Source organism: Clostridium sp., from assembly GCF_026168755.1.
Taxonomy (GTDB): Bacteria; Bacillota; Clostridia; order Clostridiales; family Clostridiaceae; genus Clostridium.
On the sequence record NZ_JAPFDR010000013.1, the window covers coordinates 36,060 to 63,058 of the forward strand.

Genomic DNA, 26,999 nt, shown 5'->3' on the forward strand with positions numbered 1-26,999 from the left:
GAGGTAGTAATATGTTTGGTAAATTATTTAATAATCTTAAGAGTGGATTAACAAAAACAAGAAATGCATTAACTGATAAAATAAATGAGGCTTTAAATTTAGCAGTAACAATTGATGAAGATTTATATGAAGAGTTAGAAGAAATACTTATTATGGCTGATATAGGTATGGATACTACAATGGAGATAATTGAAAGATTAAAAGATAAGATTAGAAAAGAAAAAATCAATGATGTTGAATTAGTTAGACCGGCTTTAAAGAGTGTAATTGCTGAAATGATGATAGATGACACTAAAGAAAGTTATGAAGAGAAAAATGGAAAAGAAGTTATTTTAGTAATAGGTGTAAATGGAGTTGGAAAAACTACCAGCATAGGTAAATTAGCCGCTATGAATAAAGAAAAAGGGAAAAAAGTTTTACTAGCAGCTGCAGATACATTTAGAGCTGGAGCTATAGATCAATTAGTTGTTTGGAGTGAAAGGGCAAAGGTTGATATAGTTAAACATGAAGAAGGGTCAGATCCAGCAGCAGTTGTATTTGATGCAATTAATGCTTCAAAGTCAAGAGGTGTAGACTTACTTATTTGTGATACAGCAGGTAGATTACACAACAAGAAAAATTTAATGGATGAATTAGGAAAGATTAATAGAATAATAGATAGAGAGCTTAGTGATGCTAATAAGCAAACATTATTAGTCTTAGATGGAACTACTGGACAAAATGCAGTAATTCAAGCTAAGCAATTTATGGAGGTTTGTCCTATTGATGGTATAGTATTAACTAAACTTGACGGAACAGCTAAAGGTGGAGTTGTAATTTCTATTAAGAATACTCTTAAGATACCGGTTAAATATATAGGGGTAGGAGAAGGTATCGATGATTTACAAGAGTTTGATGCAGAAAGCTTTGTAGAAGCGTTATTTTAGTTAGTAGTTAATAGTTAGGAATGAGAGAGTTGTTGTTTATAAAAAATATATATTGTAAATTAGGTATATATTGAATTTAGTTCTTAACTATTAACTTTTAAGTAATAAAAATAAATTGTAATAAGTTATAAAATTTATAAATATTAATTAAAAAATTTGTTGCGAAAATTTATATTAGTCATTAAAATATCTATAGATACCCAAGTGATATATTAAAACTTAATAGGAATAGTAAGAGTTTAGCACCTTAAATTTAGGGATTAAAAAATAATTTAAAAGTGTTAAGTAAAAATACTTGACACCTAATTATTATTCTGTTAGAATCTCAGGTGTGGGTAAGGTGATATGCATGGAAGATAGAGTTGAGATTTCCTTGTTAATGGATTATTATGGTCCATTACTTACGGAAAAACAAAAGAGTATCATGGAGCTATATTACAATGAGGATTTATCCTTAGCTGAGATTGCTGAATTAAACAATACGAGTCGCCAAGCGATTCATGACCTAATAAAAAGATGCTACAAACAATTTCTAGCCTATGAAAGTAAATTAAATTTACTTGAAAAGTCTTTAGAAAAAGAAAAGAAGATTTCAAAATTCTTAGATGAAGTTAATGAGAAATATTCTTTGATGGATGAGGACTACATAAATTACAAAGAAACTCTAGAAAATTTATAGGCATAGGAGGGTTAACATGGCTTTTGAAGGTTTAGCTGATAAGTTACAAGAAACGTTTAAGAAACTTAGAGGCAAAGGTAAATTAGGCGAAAAAGATATTAAAGAAGCCATGAGAGAAGTAAAACTTGCGTTATTGGAAGCTGACGTTAACTTTAAAGTTGTAAAAACTTTTGTTAAAAATGTTAGTGAAAAATGTGTTGGTAGTGAAGTTTTAGAAAGCTTAACGCCTGCTCAGCAAGTCATCAAGATTGTTAATGATGAGCTTACAGATCTTATGGGAGGTAGTGAAAGTAAAATCAACTTCTCTAGTGTTGGACCAACTGTTATTATGTTAGTTGGACTTCAAGGAGCTGGTAAAACCACAATGGCTGGTAAACTTGCACTACAATTAAGAAAAGATAAAAATAAGAGACCTCTTTTAGTTGCTTGTGATATATATAGACCAGCGGCAATTAAACAATTAGAGGTAGTAGGAAAGCAAATTGACATTCCGGTTTTCCAAATGGGGGATAAAATTAGCCCTGTACAAATTGCCAAGGAAGGTATAAAATACGGTAGGGAAAACGGAAATAATGTTGTAATTATAGATACAGCTGGTAGACTTCATATAGATGAAGAACTAATGACTGAACTTAAAGATGTAAAGGCTGAAGTTAATCCTTCAGAAATCTTACTTGTTGTTGATTCAATGACAGGACAAGATGCTGTAAATGTTGCAGAAACATTTAATGAATCCCTTGATATCTCAGGAGTTATATTAACAAAGCTCGATGGAGATACAAGAGGTGGAGCTGCTTTATCAATTAGACATATGACTCAAAAACCAATTAAATTTATTGGTGTTGGAGAAAAGATGAATGATTTTGAAGTATTCCATCCGGATAGAATGGCTAGTAGAATTCTAGGTATGGGTGATGTACTTTCATTAATCGAAAAGGCTCAGGAAGCAATTGATGAAAAAGAAGCTAAAGAGTTAGGTCAAAAGATGATGGAAAATGACTTTACTTATGATGACTACTTAACAGCTATGGAGCAAATGAAAAAGTTAGGCTCACTAAGTAAAATCATAGACATGATACCAGGAGTACCTAAGGAGATGAAGGAAATTGACTTTGATGCTGGTGAAAAACAATTAGCAAGAGTAAAGGCAATAATTTATTCAATGACTCCTAAGGAGAGAAAAAATCCAAAACTTATAGTTGGTTCTTCTTCAAGAAAGAAGAGAATAGCTAATGGTTCTGGTACATCATTACAAGAAGTTAACAAACTCATAAAAGGACATGAAATGATGAGAAAGCAAATGAAGCAAATGAAATCATTAACTAAAAAGTCCAAGAAAGGTCTATTTGGTAAATTACCTTTTTAAGAGTTTATATATATAACCATTTAAAGGAGGTGAAATTAATGGCAGTAAAAATCAGATTAAGAAGAATGGGTGCTAAGAAAGCTCCTTTCTACAGAGTTGTTGTTGCTGATTCTAGAAGCCCAAGAGATGGAAGATTCATCGAAGAAATCGGGTACTACAATCCAATAACTGAACCAGCTGAAATCAAAATCGATGAAGAAAAAGCTACAAAGTGGATAAATAATGGTGCACAACCTACAGACGTAGTTAAGAGACTATTCAACACAGTAGGACTTAACAAGTAATTTTTAGGAGGTGAACTCTGCAAAATACATATACAAATTAGTACATAGTATTTGCAGACTCTTATGAAAGATTTAGTTGAAATAATTGCTAAATCCTTAGTGGATAATCCAGATGAAGTTCATGTAAATGAAATTCAAGGAGAGCAGGACTTAATTCTTGAGTTAAGGGTTGCTCCTGAAGATATGGGTAAGGTAATCGGTAAACAAGGTAGAGTAGCGAAAGCTATTAGAACCGTAGTAAAAGCCGCAGCACTAAATGAAAATAAAAAAGTAGTAGTTGAAATTATCGATGTAAAGAGTTAGGATTTTCCTAACTCTTTTTTTCGACAAAAACTGGCGTGCCTCCGGGGAAGATACATATATTGGAATTAATCTGGAGAGAAGTAATAATTATTTTGCTAAAATATAAAAAGTTTGATATAAATAATATAGGAAAAAATTAAACTAACATAAGAGGTGAATTTAGTGAGTAAAAATTTAAAAGTAGGTAAGATAGTAAATACTCATGGTTTAAAAGGTGAAGTCAAGGTTATCCCATTAACGGATGATATGAGAAGATTTGATGATTTAGAGCATGTTTTAATTGAAGATAAAGAAGTTGAGATAGAAAAGTGTAAATATCAAAAAGATAGAGTTATAGTTAAGCTTAAAGGAGTAGATAAAATAGAAGATGCAGAAAGACTTAAAGAAAAGTTTATGGAAGTAGAAAGAGAAAATGCAGTTGAACTTGAAGAGGATTGTTATTTCTTAGCTGATTTAAGAGAATGTACAGTTTTTGATACTGAAGGAAAAGAACTTGGTAAGATCTATGATGTTATACAGACTAAAAATAATGATGTATATTGGATTAGAAAACCAAAAGAGCTATTAATACCTGTATTAAAGAGTATAGTAGTGGATATAAATATAGATGAAAGAAAAATTACAATAAGACCAGTAGGAGAATGGATGGATGAAGATTAGTATTCTAACTCTATTCCCAGGAATGTTTGATATTTTTAATCATAGTATAATAGGGAAAGCTCAAGAAAAGGGATTAATATCAATTGATACTTTAAACATAAGAGATTATACATTAAATAAGCATAAAAAGGTTGATGATTATCCTTATGGTGGTGGTGCTGGTATGGTAATGGCAGCACAACCAGTTGTAGATTCTATAAGAGCTTGCAAAGAAAAAAATAATGGGAAAGTGATTTTTTTAGGACCAAAGGGTAAAACTTTTAATCAAAAAGTGGCAGAAGAGTTATCGAAAGAAGAAAATCTTATTTTTCTTTGTGGACACTATGAAGGTATAGATGAAAGAGCTTTTAAAGAAGTTGATATGGAAATTTCTCTAGGTGATTTTGTATTGACTGGTGGGGAAATGGCGGCTATTCCTGTTATTGATTCTATTTTAAGATTAGTACCAGGAGTATTAAATAAATCTGAAAGTCATGAAGATGAATCATTTTCTGAAGGATTACTTGAATATCCTCAATATACACGACCAGAAATTTTTGAGGGGGAAAGTGTTCCATCAGTATTATTATCAGGACATCATGAGAATATAAGAAAGTGGAGAAGACTTCAATCATTAGAGATAACAAAGGAAAGAAGACCGGATTTATATAAGGATATAGTACTTACAAAAGAAGATAAGAAATTATTAAATGGCAAAAAATAATAACTTGAAATATAAAAAAACTTATGTTACAATAACTTTTGTGCTAGTACGGGCGTTCCTCTGTCAAAGAATTTGTTAAGAGCGTCAATTATCAATTTAGGAGGGAATGCACAATGAACGAAATATTAAGAGCTATAGAAGCAGAACAAATGAGAAATGACTTACCAAACTTCAATGTTGGGGATAACGTTAAATTACACGTTAAAGTTAAAGAAGGTAACAGAGAAAGAATTCAAATGTTCGAAGGTACTGTTATTAAGAGACAAAACGGTGGTTTAAGAGAAACTTTCACAGTAAGAAGAGTTGCTTACGGTGTTGGAGTTGAAAGAACTTTCCCAGTTAACTCACCAATCATCGAAAAGATGGAAGTTACAAGAAGAGGTAAAGTAAGAAGAGCTAAGTTATTCTACTTAAGAGATAGAGTAGGTAAGGCTGCTAAAGTTAAGGAATTATTAACTAGATAATTTAAAGTTAATAAAGATATTAAGGGACTTAGTATTAAGTCCCTTTTTGTTTGCAATAATATAAGTGAGATTCTAAATTTTAATTTAGTTAACCGAACTTACAACTCTGAAGTTATGAAGAGTTGTTTCATATAAAAATAATTAGTAAAGATAAATAACATATAAGTAAAAAGGAGGATGAATTATGGCTACTATAAATTGGTTCCCGGGGCATATGAAAAAAACAAAAAGGGAAATACAAGATAATTTAAAACTTGTTGATGCTGTAATAGAAATTAGAGATGCTAGAATTCCTAGAAGTTCTGCAAATCCAGATATAGATAAACTTTGTGCAGGTAAGCCACGATTGATTTTATTAAATAAAAGTGATTTAACAGAAGCTAAGGTAACTAAAGATTGGATAAATACATTATCTAGTGAAACTGTTAAAGTTTTAGAAGTTAATTGTTTAAAAGGTCAAGGATTACAACAAATAAAACCAGCACTATTAGAGTTATTAAAAGAAAAACATGATAGAGCTAAAGCAAAAGGATTAGTTAAGTTCATGATGAGAGTAATGGTAGTTGGTGTTCCAAACTGTGGTAAATCTACATTTATAAATAAGATGGCAAGAAATAATATTGCTAAAACTGGAGATAGAGCTGGAGTTACAAAGAGTAAGCAATGGATAAAAACATCATTTGATATGGAAATGTTAGATACTCCAGGAGTATTATGGCCTAAATTTGAAGATGAGAGAACAGCTTTAAACCTAGCATTTACAGGTGCTATTAAGGATGAAATAATGGATATAGAAGAATTAGCATATAAGCTTGTTGAAAGACTTCAAGAATATTATCCAGATAGATTGATAGAAAGATTTGGAATTGAAGAAATACAAGAGAATCCATTAGATAACCTTGATGCTATTGCTAGAAAAAGAGGGTGTATAATGGCACGTAATGAAATTAATTATAATAGAATTGCTGTTATGCTTATTGATGAATTTAGAGGTGGAAAGCTTGGGAAAATTTCTTTAGAACGTCCAGACGATGTTTTTGATGAAGAAGAAGTAATAGTTAAGGAAGAAACTGAAAAAGAAAGAAAAAGAAGAATAAGAAAAGAAAAGAGAAACGAAAAGAAAAAGGAAAAAAGATAATGGATATATTAACTACAGATATTAGCAGTTTAAGTTTTAAAGTTGTTAAAGAAAAAGTAGATGAAATAAACATAAATGAAGCTTATAATTCTAAAGAGTTAATTGAAATTATAAATATATTAAAAAGTGATAAAAGAAAAAATATTAATAGTTTAGGTGATAAGCTTCAAAAATCTAAAGAGAAAATAGAAAATGAAATTAAAAGAGTTAGAAATATGTATAACTTTGATAAATCATTTGAGGGTTATAATATTATTGCAGGTGTAGATGAGGTTGGAAGAGGGCCTTTAGCAGGGCCTATAGTTTCATGTGCAGTAGTATTAGATTTAAATGTTATAGATGAAGATTTAATTTTATGGATTAATGATTCAAAAAAATTAAATGAAAGAAAAAGAGAAGAGTTAGCGTCTATAATAAAGGAAAAAGCATTAGCATATTATATAGCATCTCGTGATTCTAAAGAGATTGATGAAAGAGGAATAGGTGTTTGTAATAATGAAGTTTTTTTTGAAGCTTGTACTAACTTAAAAGTAAAGCCTGATTTAGTATTATCTGATGGATATACAGTAAAGGGGATACAAATTCCTAATAAATCTGTAATTAAAGGAGATACAAAGTCTGCATGTATTGCAGCTGCATCTATAGTAGCTAAAGTTTATAGAGATAATTTAATGAAGGAATATGCTGAAAAATATCCTTATTATGGGTTTGAAGAAAATGTTGGCTATGGAACCACAAAACATATAGAAGGAATAAAAGCATATGGTACTACAGAAATACATAGAATGTCATTTTTAACTAATATATTATCTAACAACTAGTAGTTATTAATAATTTAAGTTGATAATTTGAAGCTCATAAATAACTAATTTTAATTAATATAATCTGAATGCATCTTTTATGTGATTTACTTTAAAAGATGCATTTGTGTTATTGAAAACAACTTCAATAATATCATATCTAACATTGTAATTGTGATATTTTTTATATAATAAATAAATTTGAGATAATTTTATAATTTGTTTTTGTTTATAGTAGGTAACAGATTCTATTGGGTTTCCAAAGGAGTTTGTATACCTACTTTTTACTTCGCAAAAAATTATAAGATTATCTTTTCTACATATTATATCTATTTCACCATATCTATTTCTATAATTCATATCTAAAATATTATATTCATTATTAATAAGAAAATCACTAGCAAGAGTCTCACCATAATTTCCAATTGCTTTATTATACTTTTTCATATTTTCACCTCTAATAATAAGGATAGACTTTATGATTTTTTTTATTCATATTAGGTTAAAGAAGTAAATCTATGTCAATAATGAAAAAGGAAATATGGAAAAAAGGAAAGGGTTGATATAAGAAATGGCTTTAAAAATAACTAGTGCTACACATAGAGGTTTGGATGGAGTATTGATAAGTGTTGAAGTTGATATAACTAGGGGAATTCCCAGTTTCAGTATTGTTGGATTGCCAGATACATCAATTAAAGAATCTAAGGAAAGGGTTAGATTAGCAATAGTAAATAGTGGATATGAATTTCCGTTAGGTAGAATTACTATAAATTTAGCTCCGGCAGATGTAAAAAAAATAGGCAGCCTTTTAGATCTACCTATAGCACTTGGAATATTGATGGTATCAGGACAAATTGAAGAAAAGTCATTAGATGATTATATAGTGTTTGGAGAGCTTTCTTTAAATGGAGAATTAAAGGGGGTTAAAGGGGCGGTACCAATTATTTTTGAGGGTGATAATAAGAAAAAGCAAAATTTCATTTTTCCACTTGAAAATTTGAAAGAAATGAGAAGTTTTGTCTTAGGAAACTTTTTTCCTTTTAAAACATTAAATCAAGTAATATCATATATACAAAATGAAGATTTACTCCCATATAAGGGGGAAAAAAAGGAGAAAAATAAAGAGGTATTTGTTAATAGATTTGAAGATATAATGGGCCAATATACATCGAAAAAGGCTATGGAAATTGTAGCTGCTGGTAATCATAATATAATGTTATTTGGTTCTCCAGGTTCAGGTAAAACAATGTTGGCAAAAGCTCTGCCATCTATATTACCACCTATGACTATAGAAGAGCAACAAGAGGTAGCAAAAATATATAGTGTATCAGGATTGTGGGGTGATGGGTATGATATATCAAGGCCCTTTAGATCACCACATAATACTATAACCAAAACGGCATTAATTGGCGGTGGAAAGGATGTAAAAGCTGGAGAAATAACTTTAGCTCATAATGGTATTTTATTTTTAGATGAAATATTAGAATTTAAAAAAGAAGTATTAGAACTTTTAAGACAGCCTTTGGAAGATAAGAAAATCAATATTTCAAGATTAAAGGAAAGCTATACATTGCCCAGTAATTTTATATTAGTTGGAACTTTTAATCCATGTCCTTGTGGAAAGATGCTTGATTATGATTCAGGATCAACTTGCACGTGTACTGAATTAGAGAGGAGAAGATACATAAATAGAATGTCTAGAGCTCTTTTAGATAGAATTGATATATTAAATTTTGTTCCAAGAATAAAAGTAGATGAAATAGTTGGGAAAAAGGATAAAATTAATTCTGACAATATGCGACATAATGTAATTTTGGCAAGGGAAATTCAGAAAGAAAGATTTAAGGGAACAAAATATAAATATAACTCAGAGATTGTAGGAAAGGATGTATTGAATTTATGTAATATCAATAAAAGTGCAAAAAGAGTTTTAGAAGAGTATTATCGTAGATATGATATAACACTTAGAGGATATACTAAAATAATAAAAGTAGCTAGAACTATAGCAGATTTAGAGTGTAGTGTTGAAATTATGGACTATCATATTATTGAAGCTATAGGATTTAGAAAAAATGTTTTTGGCGAAATAATATAGAAAGGATTTAAGATATGGATAAGTATAAAATATGGTTTATATCACTAAAAATATCTGATTCATCCAAGATAAAGCTAATAGAAAAGTATAATAATGAAGAAAATATTTATAATAATATTGATAATATAGTTAAAGATAAATTGCTGTATAAAAATTTTCTAATGCAATTAAGTGTTAAAAATAATATAGAAGAAGAAAAATTAGAGGAATATTTATTTAAAAACAACATAAATTATGTAACATATTCTTCTAGTTTGTATCCTGAAAAGTTAAAATGTATTACAAATCCACCATATGTTATATTTTATAAGGGAGATATATCATTATTAGATTATAATATGGTCTCTATTGTTGGATCAAGAAAAAATACTAGTTATGGAGAACAGGTTACTAAGTTTATAACATCTGAATTATATAATATTTCATATGGTGTTGTAAGTGGTGTAGCTGCTGGAATAGACTCAATAGCACATAGAGAAATTTTAAGTAGGGGTGGAAAAACAATAGGAGTTTTAGGATGTGGGATAGATATTATATATCCAAGATTTAATAGATATTTATATGATAAAATTTCTGAAAAAGGTTTGTTAATATCAGAGTTTTTGCCTGGAACAAAACCAATGGCGTATAATTTTCCACGAAGAAATAGAATAATAAGTGGTTTAAGCAATGGGGTAATTGTTATAGAAGCATCAAGTAGAAGTGGATCACTAATAACTGTTGATTATGCATTAAATCAATCTAAAGATGTTATGGTGGTTCCGGGTCCGATTTTTAATGAATCTAGCAAGGGATGTAACTTGTTAATTCATCAAGGTGCACGTCCTTTTTTAGGAAAAGATGATTTATATGAGTTTCTTAATATAGTTAAAAAAGATAGTAAAAATAGTAGTAAAAATAGTATTAAAAAATGTTTGTTAGATGTAATAGGTAAAGAACCTATACATATAGATAAAATAATTGGAAGTGTAAATATTGACAGAATAGCTTTGTTTGAGTTATTATTTGAAATGCAAAATGAAAATGAAATTATTTGCCTACCGGGCAATTATTACGTAAAGATTAGTTAGAATTTTAGGGGGGTAAAAGCTCCTAAGAGATAAATAGGAGTTGATGGTATGGGTCAGAATCTTGTTATTGTAGAGTCACCTGCAAAAGCAAAGACAATTAGTAAATATTTAGGGAAAAATTATACAGTTGAAGCCTCAATGGGGCATGTTAGAGATTTACCTAAAAGTAAATTAGGTGTTGATATAGAGGATAATTTTAATCCAAAATATATAACTATTAGAGGCAAAGGTGAATTAATAACTAAATTAAAAAAAGCTGCTAAAAAAGCAGATAAAATTTATCTTGCAACCGACCCCGATAGAGAGGGAGAGGCTATATCTTGGCACTTAGCAAATATATTAAAAATTTCAGAAAATGAAACATGTAGAATAGTATTTAATGAAATAACTAAAGGTGCTGTAAAAGAATCTATAAAAGGAGCAAGAAAAATAAACTTAAATTTAGTTGATGCGCAACAGGCAAGAAGAGTATTAGATAGACTTGTTGGATATGAAATAAGTCCTATACTTTGGAAAAATGTTAAATGGGGACTAAGTGCTGGAAGAGTTCAATCAGCTGCATTAAAGCTTATTTGTGATAAAGAGGAAGAAATAAAAGCTTTTGAACCAAAAGAATATTGGACAGTAGATTGTGTTTTAAAGAAGGAAAGAAAAAAATTCCCAATAAAATTAACAAAGTATAAAAATAAAAAAATAGAGATATCAACAGAAGAAGAAGCTAAGAAAATAATAAGTGAATTAGAAGAAAATGATTATAGAATAGATAAAGTTAAAAAGGGTAATAGATTGAAAAATCCATTGCCACCATTTACAACAAGTACTTTGCAACAAGAGGCTTCTAAAAAACTTAATTTTATGACTAAAAGAACTATGTCTATAGCTCAAGCTCTTTATGAAGGGGTTGATATAAAAGGATATGGTACAGTAGGTTTAATAACTTATATGAGAACTGACTCTGTAAGAATTTCTGAAGAAGCACAAGAAAAAGCTATTGACTTTATAAAAGAAAGCTACGGAAATGAGTATGTTCCAGAAAATCCGAGAGTATATAAAGGAAAGAAAAATATACAAGATGCTCATGAAGCTATAAGACCTTCTCATATAGAAATAACTCCAGAAATAGCAAAAGCAAGTTTATCAGCAGAGCAATATAAGTTATATAGTTTAATATGGAAGAGATTTATTGCAAGTCAAATGGCATCATGTTCATTAAATACAAATAGTATTGATATAGTAAATGGAGAATATTCATTTAAAGCATCTGGTTCAACTATTAAGTTTGATGGTTTTATGAAAGTTTATGATTATACAACAGAAGATGATGATAATGATGTAACATTACCATTGTTAGATGAAGGTGAAATATTATTACCTGCATCTGTAGAAGATAAGCAACATTTTACTCAGCCACCAGCAAGATATACAGAAGCATCATTTGTAAAATTACTTGAAGAAAAAGGAATAGGAAGACCAAGTACTTACGTTCCAACAATATCTACATTATTAAGTAGAGATTATGTTTCAAGAGAAAAGAAAAATTTAATACCTACAGAATTAGGTTTTATAGTTAATAATATAATGTCAGATTATTTTAAACAAATAGTGGATGTAGATTTTACAGCAGATATGGAAAGAAAGCTTGATTATATTGAAGAAGGGAGCGAAGAATGGAAAGAAGTAGTTGGTGAATTCTTTGCACCACTTAAAGTAGCTATAGATAAAGCTGAAAAAGAAATTTCAAAAGTTGTAATTGAAGATAAAGTAAGTGATGTTCCATGTGATAAATGTGGGAGAATGATGGTTATAAAACGTGGAAGATATGGAACTTTCCTAGCATGTCCAGGATATCCTGAATGTCATAATGCTAAACCGATTGTTGAGGAGATAGATGTTCCATGTCCAAAGTGTGGAGGAAAAATATTAGCTAAGAGAAGCAAAAAAGGAAAGAAATTCTTTGGATGCTCTAATTATCCAAATTGTGATTTTGTAAGTTGGAATGAGCCTATAAAAGAGCCATGTTCAAAATGTGGTAACTATATGACTATTAAGTATTCAAAAACTAAAGGCAAATATGCTATATGTTCAAATACTGAATGTGGAAATACAATGCCTTTAAAAGATAACACTGAAAAGAAGGATGATAAGTAAATGAATATTTCCCATGGGCTTTGTCGAAAGAGTGTAAAAATTGTTGTAAAAAAAAGTCTTATATGATAGTATAAGATTAAGAAGTGATATCTTAAAATTTTGACAATTTTGAAAATTAACAATTTAATGATAAAGCTTATGATGGGGGGAGTATTTAGTTGTCATCATTATTAAATAAAACTAGGAGATTAAATAAAATATTACAAAAGGGTGGTGCAGACCCAGTAGTATTTGATGATATATGCAAACTTTTGAGTGAAGTTTTAGCATGTAATGTATATATAATTAGTAGAAAGGGAAAAGTTTTAGGACATACTTTTTCAATAGATTTTGAGTGTGGAATAATGAAAAAGTATGTTTTAGAAGAAGGGAGATTCCCATTAGGTTATAATGAAGGTTTATTAAAGATTACAGAAACTTTAGCAAACTCTAAGAGCAATGGTAATTGTGTATTTAAAGGAGAGGGCGTTTGTGAAGTCTCTAATAAAATATCTACTATAGTACCTATTATAGGTAATCGTGAAAGAATGGGAACATTACTTTTAGCAAGATTTGGAGAAGAATTTACAGATGAAGATTTAGTGTTAGCAGAACATAGCGCAACTATAGTTGGGATGGAAATGTTAAGAGCTAAACAAGATGAATTAGAAGAGGAAGCAAGAAAAAAGGCTGTAGTACAATTAGCTATTGGTACTTTATCTTATTCAGAATTAGAGGCTGTAGAGCATATATTCAATGAACTAGAAGGAAATGAGGGATTATTAGTTGCATCTAAGATTGCAGATAAGGTTGGAATAACAAGAAGTGTTATTGTAAATGCTTTAAGAAAGTTTGAAAGTGCTGGTGTAATTGAGTCAAGATCTTTAGGGATGAAGGGAACTCATATTAAGATTTTAAATGAAAAATTAGTAGAAGAATTAAAGAAGATAAGATAAAAATAAGCTATACAAAAAGTATAGCTTATTTTGTGTATAATAGAGATTTATAATATAAAAAGAAGTAGCTAAATAAAATAAACAACAATTTAATTAGTTTTATATTTTTAAATTAGGATATAATATATAGTGAATATTTTGAATCATGTAAAAGTGTTAGTATTTAATGAGTTTTTTATTTTAATAATATATAATAAATTTATAGTTTTATGACGTTAAATATAAAATATACAAAAAATATGTTGCTAGGATATAAAGCTTATGATATACTAACCTAGGTAAATAAATACACACACAGCCCAATTTATAAAGTTGGTGCCCAATTTTGGGAAGCTTTATAAGAATGAAGGTTGTGGAGGAAAAACCAGGAGGTAACAAAATGTCAGTAATATCAATGAAACAATTATTAGAAGCAGGCGTTCACTTTGGACACCAAACAAGAAGATGGAACCCTAAGATGGCTCCATATATATTCACAGAAAGAAATGGAATATATATAATAGATCTTCAAAAGACAGTTAAGAAGGTAGAAGAAGCTTATAACTTCATTAGAGAAGTATCAACTGAAGGAAAAGACATTCTTTTCGTTGGAACTAAGAAACAAGCTCAAGAAGCTATTCAAGAAGAAGCTGTAAGATCAAACATGCATTTCGTAAACAACAGATGGTTAGGTGGTATGTTAACTAACTTCAAAACTATCAAAACTAGAATTAAGAGATTAGAAGAATTACAACAAATGGAACAAGATGGAACATTTGATGTTTTACCTAAGAAAGAAGTAATCAAGTTAAAAGGCGAAATGGAAAAATTACAAACTAACCTTGGAGGTATCACTAACTTAGATGTTAACAATATCGGAGCTATGTTTGTAGTTGACCCAAGAAAAGAAAAGAACGCTATATCAGAAGCTAAAATATTAGGAATCCCAGTAGTAGCTATCGTTGATACTAACTGTGACCCAGAAGAAGTTGATTACGTAATTCCAGGAAACGACGATGCTATCAGAGCTGTTAAATTAATAACTGCTAAATTAGCTGATGGAATTATCGAAGGAAGACAAGGCGAACAATTAGCTGAATAATAATTTTAAGAGGTAGGTGAGGGAAACTTCATTTACCTTTTAACCTAAAATATGGTTTACATTTAATGTTAAGGAGGAATTTAATAATGATAACTGCTAAATCAGTTAAAGAATTAAGAGAAATGACTGGTGCAGGAATGATGGACTGCAAAAAGGCTTTAGTTGAAACTGAAGGAAATATAGAAAAAGCTGTTGAATTTTTAAGAGAAAAGGGATTAGCTGCTGCTGCTAAAAAAGCTGGTAGAGTTGCTGCTGAAGGTATCGTTAAGACTTTCGTTTCAGCTGATAAGAAAACTGCTGCTATGGTAGAAGTTAACTGTGAAACTGACTTCGTTGCTGCTAACGAAGAATTCGTTTCATTCGCAACAAAAGTTGCAGAAATGGCTGCTAACACTTCAGCTACAACAGTTGAAGAATTAGTTGCTGAAAAATTTGATGGTGAATCTACTGTAACTGAAGCTTTAACAGCTTTGATCGCAAAATTAGGCGAAAACATGACAGTAAGAAGATTTGTTAAATTCAACATAGAAAACGGAGCGATAGCTAGCTACATCCACGGTGGCGGAAGAATTGGAGTTATGGTTGAAGTTGCTAGTGAATCTACAGATGTTGCTGCTTTAGAAGAAGTTGCTAAAGAAGTTTGTATGCAAGTTGCTGCAGCAAATCCTTTATTCTTAAGCAGAGAACAAGTAGATAATGAAGCTTTAGAAAAAGAAAAAGAAATATACAGAGTTCAAGCATTAAATGAAGGAAAACCAGAAAATATCGTTGAAAAAATGGTAATGGGAAGAATTCAAAAGTACTACAAAGAAGTTTGTCTTTTAGATCAAGCATGGGTTAAAGATGGAGATAAGTCAATATCTAAATTCTTAGAAGAAAAATCTAAAGAAGTTGGTTCTCCAATAACTGTTACAAGATACGCTAGATTCGAAAGAGGAGAAGGTATCGAAAAAGTTGAAGAAGACTTCGCTGCAGAAGTTGCTAAGACTATGGGTATGTAATATCAAGAGAACACTTTGGTGTTCTCTTTTTTTAAGGAAAAGAGTACATATATAGCAGGAGGGATTACAATGGCAAATATTGAATATAAGAGAGTAATGTTAAAGATATCAGGTGAAGCTTTATCAGGGGCAAATGGATTTGGATTTGACTTTGATATAGTAGGAAGAATTGCAAGAGAAGTTAAAACTTTAGTAGATATGGATGTTGAAGTTGGTTTAGTTGTAGGTGGTGGAAACATATGGAGAGGTAGAACTGGTGAAGGTATGGACAGAACTACAGCAGATCATATGGGAATGTTAGCTACTTGTATAAATGCATTAGCACTTCAAGATGCTTTAGAAGGTATAGGAGTTAAAACAAGAGTACAAACTGCTATAGAAATGAAGGAAATAGCTGAACCTTTTATAAGAAGAAGAGCTGTTAGACACTTAGAAAAGGGAAGAGTTGTAATTTTCGGGGCTGGTTCAGGAAATCCATATTTCTCAACTGATACAGCTGCAGCATTAAGAGCTGCTGAAATAGAAGCAGATGTAATTTTACTTGCTAAAAATGTTGATGGTGTATATGATAAAGATCCAAATAAGTTTTCAGATGCTAAAAAATATGATAAACTAACATATATGGAAGTAATCGAACAAGGATTACAGGTAATGGATACAACAGCAACTACATTATGTATGGATAATAACATTCCAATATTAGTTTTTGGTATTAGTGAAGAAGGTAATATCAAAAAAGTAATGGAAGGAGAAAAAATAGGTACAATAGTATCTAAATAATAAGGAGGATTATATGATAAAAGAATTATTAAATACAGCAGAGTCTAAAATGCAAAAGACTATTTCTGTTTTAACTTCAGATTTAACAACATTAAAAGCTGGTAGAGCTAATCCAAAGATGCTTGATAGAATACAAGTAGAAGCATATGGCGGATTATGTCCAATTGAGCAAGTTGGTAATATTTCTGCTCCAGAGCCAAGAATGTTAGTTATAACTCCTTGGGATAAGTCATTATTAAAGGAGATTGAAAAAGCAATTTTAAAATCTGACTTAGGAATTAATCCATCTAATGATGGATCTATAATCAGATTATTAGTTCCTGAATTAACAGAAGAAACAAGAAAGAATCTTGTAAAGAATGTTAAAAAGTTAGGTGAAGATGCTAAGGTAGCAATTAGATCTATAAGAAGAGATGCCAATGAAAAGATTAAGGCATTAAAAAAGGATGGACATATTTCAGAAGATGAAGTTAAAAAAGGTGAAGAGGCTGTTCAAAAGAAGACAGATCAATTTGTAAAAGAAATAGATTCACTTGTTGTAGCTAAGGAAAAAGAGATTATGTCAATTTAAAACCTGCTATTTAGCAGGTTTTTTTATTAAATCAAATATTAGATTTTAACTAATACTTTAATTAATAAAGAATACTTTAGCATATGGGTTTTATATAAAGTAAATTGGAGGCAGGGAAACAATGTTTAGTTTTTTTAAAGCTACTAAAAATAATGAAGAATTAGATATAGAATTAGATGAAAAAAATATTCCTCAACATGTAGCAATAATTATGGATGGAAATGGAAGATGGGCAAAAAAAAGAAATATGCCTAGAAGTATGGGACATAAAGCTGGAGTTGAAACTATTAGAAGAATAGTAAAGGAAGCTGATAGGTTAGGAATAAAATTTATTACCTTATATGCATTTTCAACTGAAAATTGGAAAAGACCAAAGGATGAGGTTAATGCTTTAATGAAATTATTAGTTCAGTATTTAAAGAGTGAAGTTGGAGAACTTCATAAGAATGGAGTTATATTAAGGGTTTTAGGTGATATAAGTGAACTTCAAGAGGAATGTAGAAAAGAAATTGAAGATTCTATAGAGTTAACAAAAAATAATACAGGATTAGTATTAAATGTTGCCTTCAATTATGGAGGAAGAGATGAAATAGTAAGAGCTGTGAAAAATATAGTTACAGATATTGAAAATGGGAATATAAATAAGAATGATATTACAAAGGAAAGATTTTCAGAATATTTATATACAAAAAATTGCCCAGATCCAGACTTAATAATAAGACCTTCAGGCGAACAAAGAATAAGTAACTTCTTATTATGGCAGTGTGCATATTCAGAATTTTGGTATTCAAATGTGAATTGGCCTGATTTTAGCGAAAAAGATTTACAACAGGCAATATATGATTATCAAAATAGAGATAGAAGATATGGTGGAGTATAGTTAAAGGAGGTTAGATGTTTGAAAGTAAATAGTAGATATTTAGGAGCTGTTGTACTTGCTCCATTATTGATTTTTGTACTTTTAGGTGGATTACCATTAAAGTTATTTACTATAGCATTATCTGTATGTGGATTATATGAGTTTTATAATGCATTAAAGACAAAGGAAATAAAAAGTATTCCTATAATTAGTTATATATTACTTGTTATTTATTATGCATTTAATAATGATTTTGAGAAGATGATGTATATTTTAGTTATAGCAATGGTAATAGCATTAATAATACCTATAATTGATTTGAAGTATTCTTTTGTAGATGTAGCTATAACCTTTTTAGGATTTATTTATGTTGTAATATTATTCAGTTTTATTCCATTAGTTAATAGAAAAGTTGGTGGAGAATATTTAGTATGGTTAATATTTATTGGATCATGGCTTTCTGATACAGTAGCTTACTATTTTGGAAGATTTTTAGGTAAGCATAAACTTTCTCCAAAAGTAAGTCCTAAGAAAACTATTGAAGGATCAATTGGGGGATTTTTAGGTTCTACTATTGGATGTGGATTGTTTGGGATTGCAGTTAGTGCATATGTTCCACAGGTAAATATAATTCATTTCTTCTTAATAGGAGCATTATGTGGAATAATGGGGCAATTTGGGGATTTAGTTGCATCATCTATTAAAAGATTTGTTGGATTAAAAGATTACAGTAATCTTATTCCAGGACATGGTGGTATATTAGATAGATTTGATTCAATTTTGTTTAATGCAGTAGTTGTTTTTTACTACTTAACATTTATAGTAGGAATTTAATAAGTAGGGTACAATAGTTTAACTGTTGTATCCTTTTTGCTTTATAATTGAAATATAGTCTAAATTATAAGTTATATTAATAAATTAATAATGTAATATGTTGAAAGATTAATTTAAAATAGGAGAGGAAAATGAGGTTATATAATGGATATAAAAAACATTATCAATATAAGACATTAGTTTATTTATTATTTTTATTATTAATATTTGTAATTTTAACATTTATAATAAAAAATTATTTTAAGCCTTTCATGACTATTTTAGTTTTGATAGTTATATCAACACCAGTATATGATATTATAAAAAAGATAGTTAATAAAAAAGAGATTGCTGGAGCACTAACTATTTTAATAATAAATATATTATTATTTTGTTTTATATTTTATTTTGGAAACTCTATAATAGACTTAGTACAAAGTTTTTATGTTGAGCATATAGATGGAATAAAAGAATTTATAGAAAATATTGGTGAAGTATTTAATATTGATATGGAAAAAATTATAACAAATAATTCACATAGTTTAACTTCTTTAACTTTTAAAAGTGGATTAGCAGTAACAGGACAAAGTATTTTGTCTTATATAATTGCAAATATCTGTGTGTATTTTGTTTTAGTTGATAAAAAATTGTTTTTAAGATTATTAAATTGTTTATTACCTTATGATATTGTAGATACTATAAGGGTGAAAAAGAATAATTTGAGAGAAGTAGTAAAAATTGAATTACAATTGGTAATTATGTGTATGATTATTACTATTATAGGATTTAAAATTTTAAGAATTCCTAGTGCTATATTTTTAGGATTTATATGTGGTATGTTAGATATATTACCATATGTGGGAACTATAATTGTATTTATTCCAATTATAATATACAATATAATAATGAAAGAATACTTACTAGTAGTTGGATTAATAGCGTTATATTTGTTATTGCAAGTAATAAGAGAAATATTAGAACTTAAGTTTCTTAGTTCTAAATTAGATATTCACCCGTTAGTAGTAATGCTTTCAATGTATATAGGTGCAGAAGTATTTGGAATAATAGGGTTATTAATAGGGCCTATATACTGTTTAATTGCAAAAGATATAATATATGAAGGAACATTATAGGAGGTATTAATGAAAAATATTTCGATTTTAGGGGCAACGGGTTCTATAGGAACGCAGACTCTAGATGTAATAAGAAATTCAGATGAGAAAATTAATCTTATAGGAATTACAGCAAATTCTTCAGTTGATAAGATTAAAGAAATAATAGGAGAGTTTGAGCCTAAATATGTAGCAATGATGGATGAAAATTCTTCAAAGATTATTGAAGAGTTTTGTAATAAGGAATATCCTAATATACAAGTTTTTAGTGGTATAGATGGATTAGTTAAAATTGCAACCTTAGAAGAAATTGATACTGTAGTTACATCTGTTGTGGGAATGATAGGTTTAAAACCTACAATAGCAGCAATAGAGGCAAAAAAGGATATAGCTTTAGCTAATAAGGAAACATTAGTTGTTGCTGGAGAACTTGTTATGAATAAGGCAAAGGAAAATAACGTAAAAATATTGCCTGTAGATTCAGAACATAGTGCTATATTTCAAAGTTTAAGTGGATATAAAAATAAAGATATAAATAAGATATTATTAACTGCATCTGGGGGGCCATTTAGAGGGAAAACTATTGAAGATTTAAAAGATGTAACAGTTAAAGAAGCACTTAAACATCCAAAATGGAATATGGGGCAAAAAATTTCTATAGATTCAGCTACATTAATGAATAAAGGTTTAGAAGTTATAGAAGCTCATTTTTTATTTGATTGTGATTATGATAATATTGAAGTTATTGTTCATCCACAAAGTATAATTCATTCTATGGTTGAATATAAAGATGCTAGTGTTATTGCACAGTTAGGTTCTCCAGATATGAGACTACCTATTCAATATGCATTAAACTATCCAGAAAGAAAAGGTATGATAGCAAAGCAAGTTAACTTTTATGAATTAGGTGCATTAACATTTGAAAAACCAGATTTAGGAACATTTAAATGTTTAAGATTTGCATATGAAGCAGGTAAAATAGGAGGGCTTGCTCCTACCATATTAAATGGTGCAAATGAAGAAGCTGTAGCCTTATTATTAAAAGAAAAAATAAAGTTCTTACAAATTGCAGAAATAATAGAAGAATGTATGAGCGTATTTAAAGAAAATTATTATGATGAATTAACTTTAGATAATATTATAGAGTTAGATAAAAAGGTTAGAGAGTATATAAGAACTAAATTGGAGTTAGGAGTGAAGTAAGTGTATATTATAATGGCAATATTGGGCTTTAGTTTATTAATAATTGTTCATGAATTAGGACACTTTATTATGGCTAAGGCTAATGGAATAAAAGTAGAAGAGTTTTCAATTGGTATGGGACCTGAGATTCTTTCTAAAAAAGGGAAGGAAACTCAATATTCATTAAGGTTATTTCCTATTGGAGGATATGTAAAGATGCTTGGTGAAGAAGAGGCTAGTGATGATGAAAGAAGTTTTTCTAGCAAATCACCATTAAGAAGAATTAGTGTTATAATAGCTGGTGTTACAATGAACGTTATATTTGCAATTATTGCATTTGCAATTATAATAAGTAATAGGGGATATTCAGAACCAGTAATAAGTAAATTAGTTGAAAACTCTGCAGCTATTGAATCAGGTTTAGAGGTTGGAGATAGAATATTAAGTATAGATGGGTCAAAGGTATTTACTACTACTGATGTTTCAATGGGAATTCAAATGTCAAAAGGTGGTTCAGTAGATTTAGTAGTAGATAGAAATGGAAATAAAGAAAATATTACTGTAACACCAAAATTAGTTGAGGAAAATGGGAGTCAAATATATCAAGTAGGACTTTATTATACACTTGTTGAAAAGCCAACAATAATTCAATCAATTAAAGAGTCATTTAATGAAACTATTTCATTAGTAACTCAAACATATAAGAGTTTAGCAATGATGGTTACAGGTAAAGTAAACTTTAAGACAGATGTTGGTGGACCAGTTACAATAATAAAAATGTCAACAGAGGTTGCTAAGAGTGGTTTAATATCATTAACATACTTCCTAGGATTTCTTAGTATTAATTTAGCAGTATTTAATTTATTACCTTTCCCTGCCTTAGATGGAGGATGGACAGTTATTTTATTAATTGAACTTATAACAAGAAGAAAAGTTCCAGATAAAATAGTTGGAGTATTAAATTATGTAGGGTTTATGGTATTAATAGGATTTATGATACTAGTAACATTAAAGGATATATTATTCCCTATTAGTTTATAGGAGTGGAAAAATGGAAAGAAAATTTACTAGAAAAGTTAAGGTTGGATCAGTTTATATTGGTGGAGATTCACCAGTTTCGATTCAATCTATGACTAATACAGATACAAGAGATGTAGAAGCTACATTAGATCAAATAAGATCTCTTCATATAGCAGGTTGTGAAATAATAAGATGTGCTGTTCCTGATATGGAAGCAGCTGAAGCAATAAAGGATATTTGTGCAGGTTCTCCAATGCCTGTGGTTGCAGATATACATTTCGATTATAGATTAGCATTGAAGTGTGTTGAAAATGGAATTAGTGCAATTAGAATTAATCCAGGTAATATTGGAAGCGTAGAGAGAGTAAAAGCTGTTACAGAGGCTTGTAAAGCTAAAAATATTCCAATAAGAATAGGTGTAAATTCTGGTTCTTTAGAAAAAGATATATTAGAGAGAGAGGGTAAACCAACTGCTAAAGGGCTTGTTGAATCGGCATTAAGGCATGTTAAGATATTAGAAGAGTTAGATTTTTATGATATAGTTATTTCAATCAAATCTTCGGATGTTCCTATGATGATTGAAGCTTATAGATTAATGAGTAGTAAATGCAATTATCCTCTTCATTTAGGAGTTACTGAATCAGGTACTGTTTTTAGAGGAACTATAAAATCAACACTTGGAATAGGAACTTTATTAGCAGAAGGAATAGGAGATACTATAAGAGTATCTTTAACTAGTGATCCAATAGAAGAGATTAAAGTAGCAAAGGAAATGTTAATTGCTTTAGGTTTAAAAAAGCAAGGAATGACATTTGTATCTTGTCCAACTTGTGGAAGAACTCAAATTAATCTTATAAAGATTGCTGAAGAGGTTGAAAAGAGACTTGAGAACTGTAATAAAAATATTAAAGTTGCAGTAATGGGATGTGTTGTAAATGGTCCTGGAGAAGCAAGGGAAGCAGATATTGGTATTGCAGGTGGAAAAGGTGAAGGATTAATATTCAAAAAGGGTGAAATAATCAAAAAGGTTAAAGAAGAAGATCTTATTGAAGAATTAATGAAAGAAATAGAAAACTTGTAAAAAATGTAAGTTCCTCCGGGGTTAATCCAAATATTGGATTAACCCCGGAGATATTTTTATAGTCTTAAAAATGTGTTGACTTTATTCGACAAATAAGTATATAATGACTTCGAGAAAACTAGTCCTTTAAACTTAATCCAGAGAGATTAAAAAGGTCGGATATTGTACGACAGATAAAGTTTTAGATATTATAATAATATAATCTATAATATTATTTATAGTAATATCTAATTTTAAGTAGTAACGACCTTTCTATATTAAGGAAAGGGCGTTTTTTTATAACTTAGGCACTGGTTTTTAAATTTTATGTTTAAGGAGATTTAAAAATGGAAGCAAAATTAAATATGGAGACAAAGTTTACTAAAGAAGATCATGATTATGCATTAACTCATGTACATAGTAAGGATAAAAAGGGATTCTTTTCAATGTTCGTTGTTATGCTTGGATTTACATTCTTCTCAGCTAGTATGTTAACTGGAGGAAACTTAGGGACAGGCTTATCATTAAGGGAGTTTTTCATAGCAGTATTTTTAGGAAACTTAATTTTAGCGTGTTATACAGGATTACTAGCATATATAGGAGCAGATACAGGACTTTCGATGCACTTACTTGCTAGATACTCATTTGGTGAAAAAGGTTCATATGTTGCATCATTTGTAACTAGTATTACACAAATAGGATGGTTTGGTGTTGGAATAGCTATGTTTGCAATACCAGTGGCAAATAGATTTAATATAAACTTATATTTATTAGTAGCAATAACAGGATTATTAATGACAGCAACAGCTTATTTTGGAATGAAGTCTTTAACAATATTAAGTGCAATAGCAGTACCAGCAATTGCAATACTAGGTAGTACATCAGCAATAATGGCAACTAATTCTGTTGGGGGAGTTCAAGGTTTAATGAATATAGAACCAACTACTAAAATGACATTAGTAACAGCAGTAACTTTATGTGTTGGTTCATTTATAAGTGGAGGAACGGCAACTCCAGACTTTGCTAGGTTCTCAAAAGATAAAAAAATAGCAGTAGGTACAACAGTAGTAGCTTTCTTTATAGGAAATTCTTTAATGTTCTTATTTGGAGCAGTTGGAGCAATGGTTACAGGGAATTCTGATATAGCAGATGTAATGTTCTCACAGGGATTAGTAATACCAGCAATATTAGTTTTAGGATTAAATATTTGGACAACTAATGATAATGCAATTTATACAGCAGGCCTTGGGTTATCAAATATAACTAAGTTACCTAAAAAGCAAATGGTAATTATAGGTGGACTTATAGGAACACTAGGAGCAATATGGTTAAACAATAACTTTACAGCATTCTTAACTTTCTTAAATTCAATGTTACCTCCAGTTGGTGGAATAATAATAGCAGATTACTTCTTTATAAATAAGAGAAAGTATGATAACATTGAAAAAGCGAAATTTAAAAGCGTAAATTGGATAGCAATAGTAGCTTTCTTAACAGGATTTATTGTTGCAAATGTTATAACAGTTGGAGTTATAGCTGTAAATGCAATATTAACAACAATGGTAGTTTACATAGTAGGAATAAAAATAATTGATAAATAAGGTGATGATAATATGTTAATTAAAAATATAAGACTTTTAGATAGAGAAGGATTATTTGACATAAGAATAGTAGATGGAAAATTTGCTGAAATAGCAGAAAATTTAGAAATAGTAAATAATGAAGAAGTTATAGAAGGAAATGGGGCTTTAGCTTCTGCTCCTTTTATAGAACCACACATACATTTAGATACTACTTTAACTGCAGGAGAGCCAGAGTGGAATAAAAGTGGAACTCTTTTTGAAGGGATAGAAAGATGGTCTCAAAGAAAAGAATTCTTAACTAAGGAAGATGTTAAAACTAGAGCTAAAAAAGCAATAGAATGGCAAGTAGCTAATGGAATTCAATTTATAAGAACTCATGTTGATGTTACTGATGAGAGCTTAGTTGCATTAAAAGCAATGTTAGAAGTAAGAGAAGAAGTTAAGGATTATGTTACATTACAAATTGTAGCTTTCCCTCAAGAAGGAATACTTTCTTACCCTAATGGATTAGAGTTAATAGAAGAAGCTATAAAATTAGGAGCAGATGTAATAGGGGCTATACCTCACTTTGAATTTACAAGAGAGTATGGAGTAGAATCTATTAATAAAATATTTGAACTAGCTAAAAAGTATGATGTATTAGTAGATGTTCATTGTGATGAAATAGATGATGAGCAATCAAGATTTTTAGAAGTAGTAGCTACAAGAGCTTTAGAAACTGGACTTAAAAATAAGGTAACAGCTAGCCATACTACAGCAATGGGATCATATAATGATGCATATACATATAAGTTATTTAGATTATTAAAGATGTCAGGGATAAATTTTGTTTCAAATCCTTTAGTTAATACTCATCTTCAAGGAAGATTTGATACATATCCTAAGAGAAGGGGTATTACAAGGGTTAAGGAATTAAATGAAGCTGGAATTAATGTTTCATTTGGACATGATGATATATTTGACCCATGGTATCCGATGGGAACAGGAAATATGCTAGAAGTAGTTCATTTTGGATTACATGTATGCCAAATGATGGGCTATGGTGATATAAATGAGTCATTAAAGTTTATATCAACTAATAGTGCTAGAACTTTAAATATTGAAGATAAATATGGAATAGAAATAGGAAAACCAGGTAATTTAATATTATTAAATGCTGAAAGTGGTTATGATGCTGTTAGAAGAAGAGCTGAGGTTTTATATTCAATAAGAGAAGGAAGGGTTATAGCTAAAACTATACCAAGTAAGTCATTTATAAGTGTCAATGAAGAGAAAGAAGTAACATTTAAAAGATAGTAGAAATAAAAAAGATGAATTATTTTATTCATCTTTTTTATTATATTTAAATTTAAGATAGAATTGATGAGCATGAAATTAAGCTAATACGTTCAGCAATAGAATTTAATGATTTAGATTCAGATCAAATATTAACTTTTATGTGCTTTAAGGAAGGGATATAAGATAAATGAATGTAATAATTTAAGAAAATAACTATTTAGAAAAGTTTTTTAGTAATAATAAAACTTATATTAGTTACATATAGCTATGTTTTGGTGTATTATAAAAAAAGAAATAAATTTATATAGTACTTACTACAGTGATTGGAGCAAAATATGAAAGTAAATATGTTTATACCAAAATATATGTTAACTTTTAAATGTATTGGTTCAGCTTACATAGATACATGTTGTGCAGGTTGGGATATAAATATAGATGAAGATACATATAAAAAATATACTAATTGTACTGGAGAACTTAAAGAATTAGTACAAGGAAAAATTAGGAAAAATAAAAATAGCTATGATTATCTAAATAAGGGATTTATGATACTAAAAGAGGGAAATAAATGTCCATTTTTAAATGATAATTTACTTTGCGATATTCATGGTGGAGTTGGGGAAGAAAATTTATGTATAACATGCAAAAGGTTTCCTAGGATATATAATATTATAGATGATATATATGAAAAATCGGGATTAGCATCGTGTCCAGAAATATGCACTAAGGCATTTTTAAATAAAGATAAAATGGAATTTATTGAAATTGAAGAAGATGTGGATGAAAGTGCTATTGAAATAAGAAGAATAATTGATACTGAAGTTTTTGAGGGAAGTGATAATTTACTTCAATATTTTTGGGATATAAGAATAAATTCTATAAATATAATACAAAATAGGGATTTTTCTATTGAAGAAAGATTAGGTATATTGAAGTCTTTTTATAATAAAAGATAGTGTAAAGTTTCGTATGAAAAAATAGCCTATGGCTAATTTTTAATAATAATTAAAAAATAACGTTGTAATATCAACTAAAATTTAAAAATTGGATATGACAAAAAGACCTTCGGTATCGGAGGCAAAAATAAA

Annotated in this window: 27 protein-coding genes and 1 pseudogene; 27 read left to right on the forward strand and 1 reads right to left on the reverse strand. The window is 29.3% G+C overall.

What is annotated here, in order from left to right; translation table 11 throughout:
• The first annotated feature begins 11 nt into the window (after nt 1–11).
• From ftsY to Q0Y03_RS07120, 10 genes are all read left to right on the forward strand, one after another.
• Nucleotides 12–926 carry a signal recognition particle-docking protein FtsY gene (gene ftsY, locus Q0Y03_RS07075; protein WP_297713144.1) on the forward strand — a complete coding sequence of 305 codons (915 nt, stop codon included), beginning with the start codon at nt 12–14 and terminating at the stop codon, nt 924–926.
• 349 nt (nt 927–1,275) lie between these two features.
• Nucleotides 1,276–1,605 (forward strand): putative DNA-binding protein, encoded by a 330-nt coding sequence (locus Q0Y03_RS07080; protein ID WP_133014197.1) that lies wholly within the window; start codon nt 1,276–1,278, stop codon nt 1,603–1,605.
• Nucleotides 1,606–1,621: 16 nt separating this feature from the next.
• Nucleotides 1,622–2,971 (forward strand): signal recognition particle protein, encoded by a 1,350-nt coding sequence (gene ffh, locus Q0Y03_RS07085; RefSeq protein WP_297713145.1) that lies wholly within the window; start codon nt 1,622–1,624, stop codon nt 2,969–2,971.
• 38 nt (nt 2,972–3,009) lie between these two features.
• Nucleotides 3,010–3,255: a 30S ribosomal protein S16 gene (gene rpsP, locus Q0Y03_RS07090; protein WP_042396852.1), complete on the forward strand. Its 246-nt coding sequence runs from the start codon at nt 3,010–3,012 to the stop codon at nt 3,253–3,255.
• Between the two features lie 63 nt (nt 3,256–3,318).
• Nucleotides 3,319–3,558 carry a KH domain-containing protein gene (locus tag Q0Y03_RS07095; RefSeq protein WP_297713146.1) on the forward strand — a complete coding sequence of 80 codons (240 nt, stop codon included), beginning with the start codon at nt 3,319–3,321 and terminating at the stop codon, nt 3,556–3,558.
• A gap of 162 nt (nt 3,559–3,720) precedes the next feature.
• Nucleotides 3,721–4,218, forward strand: coding sequence for a ribosome maturation factor RimM (rimM, locus tag Q0Y03_RS07100; protein WP_297713147.1), 498 nt, complete (start codon nt 3,721–3,723; stop codon nt 4,216–4,218).
• Nucleotides 4,208–4,921: a tRNA (guanosine(37)-N1)-methyltransferase TrmD gene (gene trmD / locus Q0Y03_RS07105; RefSeq protein ID WP_297713148.1), complete on the forward strand. Its 714-nt coding sequence runs from the start codon at nt 4,208–4,210 to the stop codon at nt 4,919–4,921. Before rimM ends, trmD begins: the two co-directional genes overlap by 11 nt.
• A gap of 113 nt (nt 4,922–5,034) precedes the next feature.
• Entirely contained in the window at nt 5,035–5,385 is a 351-nt protein-coding gene (rplS, locus tag Q0Y03_RS07110) for a 50S ribosomal protein L19 (protein ID WP_133014192.1), read from the forward strand.
• A gap of 184 nt (nt 5,386–5,569) precedes the next feature.
• Entirely contained in the window at nt 5,570–6,523 is a 954-nt protein-coding gene (ylqF, locus tag Q0Y03_RS07115; protein ID WP_297713149.1) for a ribosome biogenesis GTPase YlqF, read from the forward strand.
• Complete coding sequence (locus Q0Y03_RS07120; protein WP_297713150.1) at nt 6,523–7,344, forward strand: ribonuclease HII; 822 nt, start codon at nt 6,523–6,525, stop codon at nt 7,342–7,344. Before ylqF ends, Q0Y03_RS07120 begins: the two co-directional genes overlap by 1 nt.
• 54 nt (nt 7,345–7,398) lie before the next feature.
• Here Q0Y03_RS07120 and Q0Y03_RS07125 read toward each other — a convergent pair whose 3' ends face one another.
• Nucleotides 7,399–7,770, reverse strand: a complete 372-nt coding sequence (locus Q0Y03_RS07125) for a YraN family protein (RefSeq protein ID WP_297713151.1) — start codon at nt 7,768–7,770, stop codon at nt 7,399–7,401.
• Nucleotides 7,771–7,894: 124 nt separating this feature from the next.
• On the opposite strand from Q0Y03_RS07125, the gene Q0Y03_RS07130 reads away from it, so the two are divergent.
• The 17 genes and pseudogenes from Q0Y03_RS07130 to fliB all read left to right on the forward strand — a co-directional run.
• Nucleotides 7,895–9,418 (forward strand): YifB family Mg chelatase-like AAA ATPase, encoded by a 1,524-nt coding sequence (locus Q0Y03_RS07130; protein WP_297713152.1) that lies wholly within the window; start codon nt 7,895–7,897, stop codon nt 9,416–9,418.
• A 14-nt stretch (nt 9,419–9,432) separates the two neighbouring features.
• Complete coding sequence (gene dprA, locus Q0Y03_RS07135; RefSeq protein WP_297713153.1) at nt 9,433–10,488, forward strand: DNA-processing protein DprA; 1,056 nt, start codon at nt 9,433–9,435, stop codon at nt 10,486–10,488.
• Nucleotides 10,489–10,536: 48 nt separating this feature from the next.
• Nucleotides 10,537–12,636 (forward strand): type I DNA topoisomerase, encoded by a 2,100-nt coding sequence (topA, locus tag Q0Y03_RS07140; protein ID WP_297713154.1) that lies wholly within the window; start codon nt 10,537–10,539, stop codon nt 12,634–12,636.
• A 158-nt stretch (nt 12,637–12,794) separates the two neighbouring features.
• On the forward strand, nt 12,795–13,571 hold the full coding sequence (codY, locus tag Q0Y03_RS07145) for a GTP-sensing pleiotropic transcriptional regulator CodY (protein ID WP_297713155.1): 777 nt from the start codon (nt 12,795–12,797) through the stop codon (nt 13,569–13,571).
• Nucleotides 13,572–13,950: 379 nt separating this feature from the next.
• A complete protein-coding gene (gene rpsB, locus Q0Y03_RS07150) occupies nt 13,951–14,652 on the forward strand; it encodes a 30S ribosomal protein S2 (RefSeq protein ID WP_133014184.1) in 702 nt (233 codons plus the stop codon).
• Nucleotides 14,653–14,738: 86 nt separating this feature from the next.
• A complete protein-coding gene (tsf, locus tag Q0Y03_RS07155; protein WP_133014183.1) occupies nt 14,739–15,653 on the forward strand; it encodes a translation elongation factor Ts in 915 nt (304 codons plus the stop codon).
• A 69-nt stretch (nt 15,654–15,722) separates the two neighbouring features.
• Nucleotides 15,723–16,433, forward strand: coding sequence for a UMP kinase (gene pyrH / locus Q0Y03_RS07160; protein ID WP_297713156.1), 711 nt, complete (start codon nt 15,723–15,725; stop codon nt 16,431–16,433).
• A 13-nt stretch (nt 16,434–16,446) separates the two neighbouring features.
• Nucleotides 16,447–17,004, forward strand: a complete 558-nt coding sequence (gene frr / locus Q0Y03_RS07165) for a ribosome recycling factor (RefSeq protein ID WP_297713157.1) — start codon at nt 16,447–16,449, stop codon at nt 17,002–17,004.
• Nucleotides 17,005–17,125: 121 nt separating this feature from the next.
• Nucleotides 17,126–17,884, forward strand: coding sequence for an isoprenyl transferase (locus Q0Y03_RS07170; RefSeq protein WP_297713158.1), 759 nt, complete (start codon nt 17,126–17,128; stop codon nt 17,882–17,884).
• An 18-nt stretch (nt 17,885–17,902) separates the two neighbouring features.
• Complete coding sequence (locus tag Q0Y03_RS07175) at nt 17,903–18,697, forward strand: phosphatidate cytidylyltransferase (RefSeq protein WP_297713159.1); 795 nt, start codon at nt 17,903–17,905, stop codon at nt 18,695–18,697.
• 131 nt (nt 18,698–18,828) lie between these two features.
• On the forward strand, nt 18,829–19,809 hold the full coding sequence (locus tag Q0Y03_RS07180; protein WP_297713160.1) for an AI-2E family transporter: 981 nt from the start codon (nt 18,829–18,831) through the stop codon (nt 19,807–19,809).
• A 9-nt stretch (nt 19,810–19,818) separates the two neighbouring features.
• Nucleotides 19,819–20,991: a 1-deoxy-D-xylulose-5-phosphate reductoisomerase gene (locus Q0Y03_RS07185; protein ID WP_297713161.1), complete on the forward strand. Its 1,173-nt coding sequence runs from the start codon at nt 19,819–19,821 to the stop codon at nt 20,989–20,991.
• On the forward strand, nt 20,992–22,011 hold the full coding sequence (gene rseP, locus Q0Y03_RS07190; RefSeq protein WP_297713162.1) for an RIP metalloprotease RseP: 1,020 nt from the start codon (nt 20,992–20,994) through the stop codon (nt 22,009–22,011).
• A gap of 10 nt (nt 22,012–22,021) precedes the next feature.
• Nucleotides 22,022–23,071, forward strand: coding sequence for a flavodoxin-dependent (E)-4-hydroxy-3-methylbut-2-enyl-diphosphate synthase (gene ispG / locus Q0Y03_RS07195; protein WP_297713163.1), 1,050 nt, complete (start codon nt 22,022–22,024; stop codon nt 23,069–23,071).
• Between the two features lie 344 nt (nt 23,072–23,415).
• Nucleotides 23,416–24,651, forward strand: a complete 1,236-nt coding sequence (gene codB, locus Q0Y03_RS07200; RefSeq protein WP_297713165.1) for a cytosine permease — start codon at nt 23,416–23,418, stop codon at nt 24,649–24,651.
• A gap of 12 nt (nt 24,652–24,663) precedes the next feature.
• Complete coding sequence (locus tag Q0Y03_RS07205) at nt 24,664–25,929, forward strand: cytosine deaminase (protein WP_297713164.1); 1,266 nt, start codon at nt 24,664–24,666, stop codon at nt 25,927–25,929.
• A gap of 317 nt (nt 25,930–26,246) precedes the next feature.
• Nucleotides 26,247–26,855 (forward strand): annotated as a pseudogene (gene fliB, locus Q0Y03_RS07210) (flagellin lysine-N-methylase); the annotation flags it as partial.
• Between the last annotated feature and the right edge of the window lie 144 nt (nt 26,856–26,999).

What these genes read in the sequence shown, in the direction of transcription:
- Q0Y03_RS07080 (WP_133014197.1), top strand. Translation starts at nt 1,276, where the DNA reads ATGGAAGATAGAGTTGAGATTTCCTTGTTAATGGATTATTATGGTCCA.
- Q0Y03_RS07120 (WP_297713150.1), top strand. Translation starts at nt 6,523, where the DNA reads ATGGATATATTAACTACAGATATTAGCAGTTTAAGTTTTAAAGTTGTT.
- dprA (WP_297713153.1), top strand. Translation starts at nt 9,433, where the DNA reads ATGGATAAGTATAAAATATGGTTTATATCACTAAAAATATCTGATTCA.
- rplS (WP_133014192.1), top strand. Translation starts at nt 5,035, where the DNA reads ATGAACGAAATATTAAGAGCTATAGAAGCAGAACAAATGAGAAATGAC.
- tsf (WP_133014183.1), top strand. Translation starts at nt 14,739, where the DNA reads ATGATAACTGCTAAATCAGTTAAAGAATTAAGAGAAATGACTGGTGCA.
- frr (WP_297713157.1), top strand. Translation starts at nt 16,447, where the DNA reads ATGATAAAAGAATTATTAAATACAGCAGAGTCTAAAATGCAAAAGACT.
- ftsY (WP_297713144.1), top strand. Translation starts at nt 12, where the DNA reads ATGTTTGGTAAATTATTTAATAATCTTAAGAGTGGATTAACAAAAACA.
- Q0Y03_RS07180 (WP_297713160.1), top strand. Translation starts at nt 18,829, where the DNA reads ATGAGGTTATATAATGGATATAAAAAACATTATCAATATAAGACATTA.
- Q0Y03_RS07185 (WP_297713161.1), top strand. Translation starts at nt 19,819, where the DNA reads ATGAAAAATATTTCGATTTTAGGGGCAACGGGTTCTATAGGAACGCAG.
- Q0Y03_RS07125 (WP_297713151.1), bottom strand. Translation starts at nt 7,770, where the DNA reads ATGAAAAAGTATAATAAAGCAATTGGAAATTATGGTGAGACTCTTGCT.
- Q0Y03_RS07205 (WP_297713164.1), top strand. Translation starts at nt 24,664, where the DNA reads ATGTTAATTAAAAATATAAGACTTTTAGATAGAGAAGGATTATTTGAC.
- codB (WP_297713165.1), top strand. Translation starts at nt 23,416, where the DNA reads ATGGAGACAAAGTTTACTAAAGAAGATCATGATTATGCATTAACTCAT.
- ffh (WP_297713145.1), top strand. Translation starts at nt 1,622, where the DNA reads ATGGCTTTTGAAGGTTTAGCTGATAAGTTACAAGAAACGTTTAAGAAA.
- topA (WP_297713154.1), top strand. Translation starts at nt 10,537, where the DNA reads ATGGGTCAGAATCTTGTTATTGTAGAGTCACCTGCAAAAGCAAAGACA.
- ylqF (WP_297713149.1), top strand. Translation starts at nt 5,570, where the DNA reads ATGGCTACTATAAATTGGTTCCCGGGGCATATGAAAAAAACAAAAAGG.
- trmD (WP_297713148.1), top strand. Translation starts at nt 4,208, where the DNA reads ATGAAGATTAGTATTCTAACTCTATTCCCAGGAATGTTTGATATTTTT.
- ispG (WP_297713163.1), top strand. Translation starts at nt 22,022, where the DNA reads ATGGAAAGAAAATTTACTAGAAAAGTTAAGGTTGGATCAGTTTATATT.
- pyrH (WP_297713156.1), top strand. Translation starts at nt 15,723, where the DNA reads ATGGCAAATATTGAATATAAGAGAGTAATGTTAAAGATATCAGGTGAA.
- Q0Y03_RS07095 (WP_297713146.1), top strand. Translation starts at nt 3,319, where the DNA reads ATGAAAGATTTAGTTGAAATAATTGCTAAATCCTTAGTGGATAATCCA.
- Q0Y03_RS07130 (WP_297713152.1), top strand. Translation starts at nt 7,895, where the DNA reads ATGGCTTTAAAAATAACTAGTGCTACACATAGAGGTTTGGATGGAGTA.
- rpsP (WP_042396852.1), top strand. Translation starts at nt 3,010, where the DNA reads ATGGCAGTAAAAATCAGATTAAGAAGAATGGGTGCTAAGAAAGCTCCT.
- rpsB (WP_133014184.1), top strand. Translation starts at nt 13,951, where the DNA reads ATGTCAGTAATATCAATGAAACAATTATTAGAAGCAGGCGTTCACTTT.
- Q0Y03_RS07170 (WP_297713158.1), top strand. Translation starts at nt 17,126, where the DNA reads ATGTTTAGTTTTTTTAAAGCTACTAAAAATAATGAAGAATTAGATATA.